This window comes from Dactylosporangium sp. NPDC049525, assembly GCF_040676755.1.
Taxonomy (GTDB): domain Bacteria; phylum Actinomycetota; class Actinomycetes; order Mycobacteriales; family Micromonosporaceae; genus Dactylosporangium.
In genome coordinates this window covers 1-11,730 of the sequence record NZ_JBFAPO010000118.1, presented here as the reverse complement: position 1 = coordinate 11,730, position 11,730 = coordinate 1, and the positions used below count along the sequence as shown (strand labels likewise).

Annotated in this window: 8 protein-coding genes; 5 read left to right on the top strand and 3 right to left on the bottom strand. The window is 75.6% G+C overall.

The window, feature by feature from the left end; genetic code table 11:
* From AB0K00_RS56930 to AB0K00_RS56910, 5 genes are all read left to right on the top strand, one after another.
* Positions 1–1,580, top strand: a 1,580-nt coding sequence (locus AB0K00_RS56930; RefSeq protein WP_363539932.1) for an FtsK/SpoIIIE domain-containing protein, incomplete at its 5' end; no start/stop codon positions are given.
* Entirely contained in the window at positions 1,577–3,715 is a 2,139-nt protein-coding gene (locus AB0K00_RS56925) for a serine/threonine-protein kinase (protein WP_363539930.1), read from the top strand. The genes AB0K00_RS56930 and AB0K00_RS56925, both read left to right, overlap by 4 nt.
* 11 nt (positions 3,716–3,726) lie before the next feature.
* The gene (locus tag AB0K00_RS56920) at positions 3,727–4,716 is read left to right on the top strand and encodes a MoxR family ATPase (RefSeq protein ID WP_363539928.1); all 990 of its coding nucleotides are present in this window, start codon (positions 3,727–3,729) and stop codon (positions 4,714–4,716) included.
* Positions 4,713–5,885: a DUF58 domain-containing protein gene (locus tag AB0K00_RS56915; protein ID WP_363539926.1), complete on the top strand. Its 1,173-nt coding sequence runs from the start codon at positions 4,713–4,715 to the stop codon at positions 5,883–5,885. Before AB0K00_RS56920 ends, AB0K00_RS56915 begins: the two co-directional genes overlap by 4 nt.
* A complete protein-coding gene (locus AB0K00_RS56910; RefSeq protein ID WP_363539925.1) occupies positions 5,882–7,933 on the top strand; it encodes a transglutaminaseTgpA domain-containing protein in 2,052 nt (683 codons plus the stop codon). Before AB0K00_RS56915 ends, AB0K00_RS56910 begins: the two co-directional genes overlap by 4 nt.
* Here AB0K00_RS56910 and AB0K00_RS56905 read toward each other — a convergent pair whose 3' ends face one another.
* From AB0K00_RS56905 to AB0K00_RS56895, 3 genes are all read right to left on the bottom strand, one after another.
* Positions 7,934–9,928 (bottom strand): beta-galactosidase, encoded by a 1,995-nt coding sequence (locus tag AB0K00_RS56905; protein ID WP_363539923.1) that lies wholly within the window; start codon positions 9,926–9,928, stop codon positions 7,934–7,936.
* Complete coding sequence (locus AB0K00_RS56900) at positions 9,925–10,563, bottom strand: hypothetical protein (RefSeq protein ID WP_363539921.1); 639 nt, start codon at positions 10,561–10,563, stop codon at positions 9,925–9,927. Before AB0K00_RS56900 ends, AB0K00_RS56905 begins: the two co-directional genes overlap by 4 nt.
* A partial coding sequence (locus AB0K00_RS56895) for a xylan 1,4-beta-xylosidase (RefSeq protein WP_363539919.1) occupies positions 10,560–11,730 on the bottom strand: 1,171 nt, incomplete at its 5' end. The genes AB0K00_RS56895 and AB0K00_RS56900, both read right to left, overlap by 4 nt.

The window sequence follows — 11,730 nt, the reverse complement described above, 5'->3', positions numbered from 1 at the left end:
CGGCGAGGGTCAGCGTGGCGCCGTTGAGAGCGGTGCTGGGCCTCGCCGACCGCCCCGAGGACCAGGCGCAGGACCCGTTCGTGCTCGACCTGGAGCGCACCGGCTGCGTCGCCGTCGCCGGCACCGTGCGGGCCGGCCGTTCGACGGTGCTGCGGACCCTGGCCGCCGCGCTGGCCGCCGGCACGTCCCCGGCCGACCTGCACCTGTACGCGCTGGACTGCGGCAACCAGGCGCTCGCCCCGCTGTCGGCGCTGCCGCACTGCGGCGCGGTCGTGCCCGGCGACGACACCGCCCGCACCGAGCGGCTGCTCACGCTCCTGCACGACGAGGTCGGCCGCCGGCAGCGGCGGCTGTCCGTGGTCGGGCACGCCTCGCTCGCCGAGCACCGGGCCGCACCCCGCACCGGGGCCGGTGAACCGCTGCCGTACCTGGTCCTGCTCATCGACCGGCTGGAAGGCTTCCTCGCCCGGTACGCCGAGCTGGACGGTGGCCGGGCCGTCGACCGGCTCGAGTCGCTGCTGCGTACCGGGCCGGCGGTCGGCGTGACCACCGTGCTCAGCACCGACCGCACCGGCTTCCCGCACCGGATCGCCTCGGCGATATCGGCCCGGCTGGTGCTGCGCCAGGCCACCACCGACGACGCGGCCGCGTTCGGCGTCGACCCGCGCGGGCTGCCCCGGCACCTGCCGGCCGGCCGCGCCGTCTGGGCCGACACCGGCGAACAGGTGCAGATCGCGCTGCTGGACCCCGACCCGGCCGGCGCCGCCCAGACCGCCGCCGTCGAGCGGCTCGCCGTGGCCCTCGCCACCCGCTGGGACGGCACCGCCGCCGATCTGCTGCCGCGCCGCCTCGACCCGCTGCCGGACGAGCTGACCGCCGCGGACGCCGAGGCGCTGCGCCGGCGCGACCGGCCCGCCGGCGCTGCTGTCTGCACCCCCGTGGTCGGCGGCGACCAGCTCGGCCCCGTCGACGTCGACCTCGCCGACCTCGGCGGCGCGTTCGTGGTCGCCGGCCCGCAACGGTCGGGCCGGTCCACCGCGCTGCTCGCCGTCGCGCGGAGCCTGACCGGGCACCGCGACGGCCGCCTGCCGGTGCTCGTCGTCGCGACCCGCCCGTCCCCGCTGCGCGACCTGGCCGGCGAGCCCGGCATCCTCGGCGTGCTGACCGGCGACGCCACCGAGATCGCGGCCGAGATCGCCGACGCCGCCGAGTCCGGGCCGTTCGCCCTGGTGATCGACGACGGTGAGCTGCTCACCGACTTCGAACTGACGGAACTGCTGGAGGTGTTCGCCCGTGGCGCCCGCGACTCCGGTTCGCTGCTGGTCGCCGCCGCCACGACGGAGGACCTGCAGGCAAGCCCGTACCGTGGCTGGCTCGCCACCGCCCGCCGGGGCCGCTGCGGGCTGCTGCTCGACCCGGCCAGCCACGTCGACGGCGAGGTCTTCGGGTTGCGGCTGCCCCGCTCGGTCAACGGCGGATGGCCACCCGGCCGCGGCCTGCTGGTCCGCCGCGGGACCGCCGAACCCGTCCAGGTGGTGCTGCCCGAGCGCACGCCGGCCGCCGGGAGCCGCCGCCGATGAGGACGATTCCGGAGCTGCGCGACACCGTCAGTGACGGTACGGTACTGCGCGGAACGCTCCCGGCCGATGAGGTGACCACACTGGTGCTGTCGGAACCCGAACCCCGACCGGACGGCATCCGGTTCCGGGGCCCGGTCCCAACCGGAGGGCCGCTCGTCGCCGTGCCCGCCTACCTCGACCCCGGCGGGTTTCCCGCCAGGATGCTGCTCGTCACCGCCGAGCTCGATCCGGCGCTGCGCCGGCAGGTCCGCGTCGAGTGCGCCGAACTGGAGGCGGTGCTGACCCGGATCGACCCCGCCGTGGTGCTGCCGCTGCTCGACCACGGCCTGGACCCGGCCGGCCGGCCGTACCTGCTGGTCGCGGATCCGCCCGCCCGGCCCGCCGACGATCCGGGTGATCCGCTGGCCGCCGCCCGCGCCTGGGCCGACGGCCTGCGGCTGCTCACCGACCAGGGTCTGGTGGTCGCACCGCCCGCGCTGCACCGCACCGGCCCGGGCCGCCACGTCCTCGACACCCCGCTGCCGCCGGTGCTGTCCGCGCTCGTGACCTCGCTCGGCGCCCGCACCGGCCACGAACCGCCGGAGGTGCTCGCCGGCGGCCCCTGGACACCCGCGGCCCAGGTGTACGCCTGCGCCGCGGCCCTGCGGTCGCTGGTGCCGCCCGGCAGTCCAGGGCACGACGTGCTGCGCCGGGCGATGGCGGCCGACCCCGCCGAGCGGCCCGCCGACCCGGGTGCCCTCGCCACGGCGCTGGGCGCGGTCCTCGCCACGCCTGTCCACCTGCTCGCCACGACCGGCCCGCTGGTGCCGGCCACCGCACCGGCCGGTGAACGCCCGCTGGGCAGCGGCTACCTGCTCGACACCCCCATCGGGCGCGGTGCCACCGGTGTCGTCTGGGCCGGGCGCCGCCGCCGCGACAACGCACCCGTGGCGGTCAAGCTGCTGCGCGGAGACCTGGCCACCGACCCCGACACGGTCAACCGGTTCCTGCGGGAGCGCACGGTGCTGGTACGGCTGCAGCACCCGCACCTCGTCCGGGTGTTCGACCTGGTCGCCGAGGGCGACGACCTCGGCATCGTGATGGAGCTGGTCGACGGCGAGAACCTGCGGGCCCGGGCCGGCCGCGTCCGGCTCGACCTCGCCGAAGCGGCGACCGTCATCGCCCAGGTCGCCGACGCGCTGGCGGAGGTCCACGCGGCGGGGCTGGTCCACCGGGACGTGAAGCCGGAGAACGTCCTCGTCACCGAACGCGACGGCGGGATCGTGGCGCTGCTGTCCGACTTCGGCATCGCCCGCGCCGTCGACGGCGCCGCCCACACCGACCTCATCGCCACCCCCACCTATGTGGCGCCGGAGCTCATCACCGGCGACCCACCCGGGCCGCCGGTCGACGTGTACGCGCTCGGCGTCACCGCCTACGAGCTGCTCGCCGGCCGCCCACCGTTCAGCGGGCCGGGCCTCGACGCCCTGCTGCAGGCGCACGTGCACACGCCACCCACCCGCCCGCCGGGCCTCGCCGACGACGTGTGGGACCTGGTCGAGGCGTGCCTGCGCAAGGAACCCGCCGCCCGGCCGAAGATCGCCGACGTCGCGTTCCGGTGGTCACGGCTGGCCGGCACGGCCGGCAGCCGGCCGCTGCCCGAGCTCGCGCCGGCGAGCATGGACACCGCGCTGTCCGCGCGGCGGGTGCCCGAGCCCCCGGCGCCCGAACCGCCCAAGCGGCGGCGCGGGCTCGTCGCCGCCGCGGCGCTCGCCGTCCTCGGCGTCGCCGGTGGCGTCGCGATCGCCTACAGCCGCGACGACCAGACCCCCGGACCCGGGCCGCAGGCCGGGCAGAGCAGCGCCGTGCGGTCCTACCACCTGATGCCGGCCACGGTCCGGCTCACCGGCCCGACCGCCCACCTGACCTGGCCCGACGGCACCGCGCTGCCGGGGCTGAGCGGCTACGTCGTGCTCGACGAGCGGCTCCGGCCCGTCTCGGAGACGCTGCCGCCGACCGTGACCTCGTACACGGCGCCGCTGCCCGGTGCCGGCCAGCGTGCCTGCTTCCTCGTGCTGGCGGTCGGGGTCAGCGACCCGACGTCCGCCACCCCACCCCCACCCGCGTGCGTGACCACGCCGTCCCCCCGATCGTGAGGCCCCGAACCATGACCGCACCCGGCTACCCCTACGAATCGCCGCGGACCGCCGCCGGCCCCGCGGCCCTCGCCGAGGTCGTCACCGCCAACGTGGCGCAGGTGCTGCGCGGCAAGGCCGACGCCGTCCGGCTGGCCCTCACCTGCCTGCTGGCCGGCGGTCACCTGCTCATCGAGGACGTCCCCGGCACCGGCAAGACGTCCCTGGCGAAGGGCCTCGCCGCCAGCTTCGGCGGCATCACGCACCGCATCCAGTTCACGCCCGACCTGCTGCCGACCGACATCACCGGCGTCTCCGTGTGGGACCAGCGGCGCAGCGCGTTCGAGTTCCGCCCCGGCCCGGTCTTCGCGCACGTCGTGGTCGCCGACGAGATCAACCGGGCGTCGCCGAAGACCCAGTCCGCGCTGCTGGAGGTCATGGAGGAGGCGCAGGTCACCGTCGACGGCGCGGCGCACCCGGTGCCGTCGCCGTTCCTGGTCGTGGCCACCCAGAACCCGATCGACCTGGAAGGCACCTACCGGCTGCCCGAGGCGCAGCTCGACCGGTTCCTCATGCGGATCTCCCTCGGCCACCCCGACGTCGCCGTCGAGGAGGAGATCCTCGCCGGCCGGGCCCGCTCCGCGCCGCCGCGGCTCGCCGCCGTCACCACCCCCGAGGAGATCCTCCACGCGCAACGGGCCGTGTCCGAGGTCCACGTCGCCGCCGAGATGGCCCGTTACGTCGCCCTCATCGCCTACGCCACCCGCCAGCACGAGGCGCTGCGGCTGGGCATCAGCACCCGCGGCAGCCTCGCCCTGATGCGCGCCGCGCAGGCGTACGCCGCCTGCGCCGGACGCCACTACGTGGTGCCCGACGACGTCAAGGCCACCGCCGGCGCCGTCCTCACCCACCGGCTCATCCTGTCCGCGCAGGTCGAGGTCCGCGGCACCCGCGCCGAGGACGTCCTCGCCGAGGTCCTCGACTCGGTCCGGGTCCCCGCGCTGTCCGCCGCGACCGCATGAGCGAGCACCGCCGGTTCACCGTCACCCCCACCGGGATCGCGGCCACGGCCGGGGCGGCGGCCCTCTACGCCGCCGGGGTCCTCCTCGGCTACCCCACGTTCGTCGGCATCGCCGTCGGGACCCTCGCCATGCTCGCCGCCGGGCTGCTCACCGTCGCGGTCCGCCCGGCCGTCACCCTTTCCCGCCGGATCTCCCCGCAACGCCTCAGCGTCGGCGAGGAGGCGACCGCGCGGATCACCGTCACCAACCGTTCCCGGCTGCCTGCCCTGCCGTTCACCGCCGTCGACCGGGTCGGCGAACGCGACCTCACGATCCCCGTCCCGCCGCTGGCCGCCGGCGCCGAACGCGAGCTGACCTGCCAGGTGCCCGCCCACCGGCGCGGCCGGCTGCGTCTCGGCCCGCTCACCGTGCAGCGCCGCGACCCGTTCGGGCTGTTCGTCTGGGCCGAACGCCAGGCCGCCGACGGCGTGCTGTGGGTGCATCCACGGGTCCATCCGCTGCCCGCGCTGCACGTCGGCACGGTCCTGGACTACGAGGGCCGCAGCACCGACACCCCGCGCCTCGGCACGGTCACGTTCACGTCGCTGCGCGACTACGTCCCCGGCGACGACCCGCGTCGCATCCACTGGAAGTCCACCGCACGCGTCGGGACGCTCATCGTCAAGGAACACGTCGACACCACGGAACCGACCACCACCGTGGTCCTGGACACCGGCTGCGCCGACCCGGCGCTGTTCGAGCACGCCGTCGAGGTGGCCGCGTCCGTCGCTCGCGCCGTCGAGGACCTCGGCCGGCCCGTCGCGCTGCGGCTCAGCGGCGCCGTCGCCCAGGAGCCGTCGGACGCTGTGTCCACAATGGATCGTCTGGCGCTCGCGACCGCCGCCGGGACCGGAACCGATCCGGCGCAACTGCTCAACACCATCAACCGGGCCCAGCCCGGCGGGGCGCTCGTCGTCGTCACCGGGCCGGTCGAACCCGGCATGCTGGGCCGCCTCGCCGACCAGCGGCGCCGGTTCTCCCCGGTCGTCGTCGCCTCTGTCGTGCCCGACGCGCCGGCCGGCCCCCGCCTGCGCCGCCGTCCCGGCCTCGCCCTGCTCACCGGCGGCACCGCCGCCGAACTCGTCGCCGTCTGGCACCGGCTGGTCCGCGGAGAGGGCGGCGAAGCATGACGATCCTGCGGGCCGTGCTCGCCGTCGCCTTCGGTGGCCTGGCCGCCGGCGCGTTCGCCCCGGTCTTCGGCGGGCCGCTGCCCCTCGCCGTCGTCGTCACCGTCGCGGTCGCCGCCGCCTGCGCGCTGCTCGCGCTGCGGCTGCCGCGGCCCGGCGGCATCGCCATGGCCGGCGCCGCCGCCGTCGTCGTGGCCGCGTGTGTCACCGCCGGCACCGGGTTCGACGTCCTCAGTGGACCGTGGCGGCTGCTGTCCGGTGCCGTCCCGGCGGAACCGGCCGGCCCGGGACTCGCCGCCGCCGCCGTCGTCGCCGGCTGGAGCACGCTGGGCGCCGGGCTGCTCGCCGTCGCCACCCGCAACCCGCTGCTGCCGCTGCTGCCGCCGCTGCTGTGCCTGACCGCGGCGCTCGGCCTCGGCGCGTCGGCCGGCCCACTACCCGGCTGGTACGCACCCTGCGCCACGCTGCTCATCGGCGGGCTGCTCATCGCCGGAAGGCCCAGGACGCAAGGGATCGCCGTCAAGCTCGGCGGCCTCGGCCGGCCCCTTCGGATCCTCGGCGCGGGTGCCGCCGCCGGCCTGGCCGTCCTCGCCACCGCGACCGTCGCGCCGCTCGCCCCGGGCGCCGGCCGCCGCGAACCCGCCGACCTGCGCGCGCTCGTCGCCGCACCCGTGCAACCCCGCAGCGGCGTCAGCCCACTGCAGCAGTTCCTCGCGCTGCGCGACGGCACCCGCGTGCTGCGCCTGACCGGCACCGCGTCCCGGCCCGGCGCCGCCCTGCGGATGGCGACGCTCACCGTGTTCGACGGCACCTATTGGAGCATGCACGGCGACTTCCGCCGGGCCGGCACCGTCCTGCCCGCGGGCCCCACCGGCGGCGCACCCGTGACGCTGCACGTCGACGTCGCCGCCGGCGAACTCGACTGGCTGCTGTCCGCCGGCCGCCCCGCCCGCATCGACGTGCCCGGCCTCGGCGTCGACGAGGCGACCGGCGACCTCGCGGTGCCGGCCGGCGACCAGCCGCCGCGCGCGTACTCGGCCGTCTCGCACCTGCCGAACGCCGCCATCGACCGGGTCCTGGCCGCCACGCCCGCGGCAGCGCCCCATCCGCTCGCACCGGCCCTGCCGCCGGCGATCGCGACGTTCGTCGCCGCCACCCTCGGCGAGACGCCACCCGGAGCGGACCAGCTGCTCGTACTGTACCGCCGCATCGCCGAGTCCCGCGAGTTCGCCTACGACCAGGCCCAGGACGTCGACGGCGGCCACGGCTACTACCAGATCCAGCGGCTCCTGCAGACCCACCGCGGCACGAGCGAGCAGTACGCGAGCGCCTACGCGGTCATGGCGTGGAGCCTCGGCTTCGATGCCCGCGTGGTGATGGGCTTCCGCCCCGAGTACCAGGGCGGGTCGTTCACCGTCACCGGCCGCGACGTCGACGCGTGGGTCGAGGTCCGCTTCGACGAGCTGGGCTGGGTGACGATCGACCCCAGCCCGCGCAGCAACCCGATCGGCACCCGCGCCGACGCCGTCAAGGCCGGCGCCCAGGGCACCCGCCCGGACAACCCCCTGGCCGAACCCGACACCGCCGGGGCGGCCGCCGACCCGCGCACCGACACCGGCGACGGACCGCGTGCCGGATCGCCCTCCGGTGCCGGCCGGTCGCTGCTGCGGTACTCGCTGATGGGCTTCGTCGTGCTGGCCGCGCTCGCCTGCGCCGGCCCGGTCGCCAGGGCCGTCCGGCGGACCCGCCGGCGGCGGTCGTCCTCCCCGCGCCGCGCCGTGCTCGGTGCCTGGTGGGAGACCGTCGACCGGCTCCGCGACGCCGGCGTGCGGACCGGACCGGCCCGCACCACCGGTGACGTGGTCCGGGCGGCGGGCCCGCTGCCGGCACTGGTCACGCTGGCCGGGCTGGTCGACCGGGCGGCGTACGCCCCCGAGGAGCCACCACCGGCGACGGCCGGCGCGGCCTGGACGGCAGCCGACGAGATCCGCCGCTCGACCCGGGCCGGCCTGCGCCCGGGCCGCCGCCTCCTCGCCTGGCTGCGCTGGTAGCTACTGGATGACCCGGACGGCGAGGGGTGCGAGGACGACGGAGCCGCCGACCCGCTCCCCCGTCAGCAGGTCGACCCCGGCCGGGACCGGCACCTCGGCGGACTCGCTGTCGGAGTGGTTGAGCAGGAACAGGAACGCGCCGCGCCGGACCGCCTCGACGTGGGCCGGCGCGCCGTCGACGACCGGCGCCACCCCGGCGTCGCGCACCGCGCCGAGGAGCGTGTCGCGCAGCGCGGCCGGCTCGAGGCGGGTGCCGATGTACACGACGCGTCCCGCGCCGAGGCGGTGTTCCAGGATCGCGGGCCGGCCGGCCAGGAAACCGCTGGTGTAGCTGGCGAGGACCGTCGCGGTCTCCGGATGGATGCTCTCCTGCCACCAGTCGCTCGCCGCGACCGTTCCGTCGGCGAACCGCACCTCGAACGTCTCGTCGCCGCGGGCCGGCCAGTACTCGTCGATGTAGGCGCCGATGAGCCGGCGGAACGCGCCGGGGTAGGCCGGCTGCCGGACCTGGTTGGCCGGGTCGACGACGCCGGAGAAGTACGAGCAGACGAGCGTCCCGCCGGCTTCGACGAACCGTGTGAGGGCCGCGGCGCAGCGGTCGCTGACGAGGTACGCGTTGGGCACCACCACGACCCGGTACGGCGTCAGCGACGAGTCGAAGGAGACCAGGTCGACCGCGTACTGCGCCTGCAGCAGCGGCCGGTAGTGCTCCGTCGCGAGCCGGGTGTAGTCGAAGTCGTTGCGCGGCAGGCCGTACGTCAGCTCCAGGCCCCACCAGGCGTCCCAGTCGAACAGCAACGCGACGTCGGCCGTGCAGGAGGCGCCGACCGCCGCGTCGAGCAGGGGCAGTTCGTTGCCCAGCGCCACGACCTCGGCCCACGTGCGCGAGCCGGTGCCGGAGTGCGGCAGCATCGCGGAGTGGAAGCGTTCGTGCCCGCCGCGGCCGGCGCGCCACTGGAAGAACAGCACGCTGTCCGCGCCGTGCGCGATCGCCTGGAACGAGCCGAGGCGCATCCGGCCGGGGCGCTTGACGTTGTTGACCCGCCACTGCGACACGGCGCTCGTGGCCTGCTCCATGAGCAGCCACGACTCGCCGCGCAGCGAGCGCATCAGGTCGAAGTTGAGCGCGGCGGCGACGTGTGCGTCGTCGTCGCCGGGATCCGGGTAGATGTCCAGCGCCACGGCGTCCTCCGACTGGGCCCATTTCCAGTAGTCGGCGTGCGGGTAGAAGCGCATGAAGTTCGTGACGACCGGGATGTCGTCGCGGTACGAGCGGACGATGTCGCGTTCCAGCACGAAGCACTCCAGCAGGGCGTCGGAGACGAACCGCTTGAAGTCCAGCCGCCGGGCCGGGTTCGACCACGTCCGCGGCACCGCCGGCGGGTCGATCTGCTCCCAGGCGGTGTATCGCTGGCCCCAGAACCGGGTGTACCACGCGTCGTTCAGCGCCGAAAGGTCGCGGTAGCGCCGGCGCAGCCAGTCCCGGAACGCGATCGCGCTCTGCGGCGTGTAGGCGGTGGGGCCGTACTCGTTGCTGATGTGCCACATCGCGAGCGCGGGATGCTGCGAGTACCGCTGCGCGAGCGCCCCGGTGATCTGCGCGGCGTGCTGCCGGTACCGTGGCGACACCGGATCGAAGTGCAACCGGTTGCCGAAGCCGAATGTCTCCCCGTCGGCCATCACCGGCAGGACCTCGGGGTGCCCGTGCGACAGCCACACCGGCGGGGCCGCGGTCGGCGTGGCGAGGTCGACGCTGATCCCGTTGCTGTGCAACAGATCCATCGCCTCGTCGAGCCACTCGAACGTGAAGCGGCCGGGCTCCGGCTCCAGCGACGCCCACGCGAACACGCCGAGCGTGACCAGGTTGACCCCGGCCCGCCGCATCAGCGCGACGTCCTCGTCCCACACCTGCCGGTCCCACTGCTCGGGGTTGTAGTCCCCGCCGAACGCGAACCCGCCGAGGCGCTTTCTGAACGCGGCCATCCGCTCGTTCACGCGGTGAACCTGTCCCGGATCGCGGTGGTCATCGCGCGGCTGTTCCACAGCAGTGCGGCGGCCAGCAGGGAGCCGAGCAGCGCCGTGACCGCCTCCGAGGCCAGCAGCGTGACCCCGGCCGCGGCGATGAGGACTCCGGCGTTGGCGACGGTCGCGCCGCGGGGCAGGAAGTGCAGCGCCAGCCGGGCTGCGTCGACGGTCCGGAACGTGAACAGTGAGGTGATCACGAGCGCGTTGACGGCCCACAGGACCGCGGCCACCGCAACGGCGACCAGCAGCACGCCCCACCAGCCGGGGACCCCAGCCGAGGAGAAGTTGCCGAGGTTCACCGCGAAGACCGCCAGCCACGCCAGCAGCGGCAGCCAGAGCTTCAGCACCGGCAGGGCGTTGCCGCGGTACCCGCGCCAGAAGGCGGTGGCGGGTTCGTCGTCGCCGTGCCGCAGCGCGTAGAGCGCGGCGGAGAGGGCCGGGCCGAGCGGTGCCGCGCACACCGCGGCGAGCGGCGCGTTGCTGGCGTCGCGGTCGAGCAGGGTGAGCGCGACCAGCGTGGGGACCGTCGTGAGCAGGAGCAGCAGCTCCACGACGAGCAGCCGGTAGATCGCCGCGGTGGCGCGGGACAGCACCGTCACGTTCATGGCGCATCCCCGAGGCCGAGCAGCCGGCGCTCGTCCCACCATGGAGGCGTCTCGTCGGTCATCGGCGAGATCTCCAGGAGCGTCACCTCGTGCCGGGCGAGGGTGATGTCCACGTCGACCCGGCCGGCGACGACCGGCAGGCGGCGGTGGCTGCGCACCGGCTCCGCGAGCTCGCGCAGCGCGTCCAGCTGCCGTGGCAGCGGCGACGGCGGGCGGCCCATGTCGCACCAGGCGGCGTAGGCGTTCCCCGCCTCTTCGTGTACCGACGAGCGCAGCACGGCGGCGGCCCCGACCGAGCGCAGCGGGACCGACAGCCGCAGCGGGTGCCGGTCGGGCGATGCGGTGAGGTCGGTGACGTCGACCGGCGCCCACGCCAGGACGGTGACGCGGCCGGCGGCGTCCCTGGTGACCAGGTGGTCCGGTCCGCGCCCGAGGACCTGGTCGCCCATCCGCGCCATGAACGCGTACAGGTGGTAGGTCGGCTTCTTGAGCTGGCGGTGGGTGAGCAGCCCGAAACCGCCGTGGAACAGCGCCGTCGGCACCCCGGCCTCCTCGAACATGTCGCTGAACGTCCAGTAGGCGAACGAGTCGACCAGGTCCCCGCCGCCGGCCACGACCGGTGCCAGGTAGGCGGCGTGGAAGGCGGTGTCGTGGATCGGGTTGTCGGGCCGGTACGACGAGCTGAACTCGGTGATGTGCACGGGCAGGTCGGCCAGGGCGCCGCCGCGCAGCTGCTCGCGGGGACGGCCGAACTGCTGCAGCAGGGTGGCCGCCGGCGCCAGGGTCTGGTGTACCCCGAACGGCACGTGCTGCGCGGGGCCGGTGGAGTACGCGTGCCGGCTGACGAAGTCGACGGGCACCGAGCGGTCGGTGACGAACTCGGCGAACCGCGTCATCCACTCGTCGGCGCCGGGTGAGATGGCCGGGCCGCCGACCTGGAGCCCGGCGTCGACGTCCTTGACGGTCCGGGCGGTCACCTCGTAGAGCCGGTGGTAGGCGTCGCGGTCGGCGCCGGCCCAGAACTCCTTGAGGTTGGGTTCGTTCCACACCTCGATCGGCCAGCCGCGCACCTCGTCGACGCCGGCGCGGTGGTCGAGGTTGGGCACCCCGGGCGCGACCACGGCGGGGCCCTCGGACCAGCACCGCCGGTGGGTGTAGTGGCGGCCC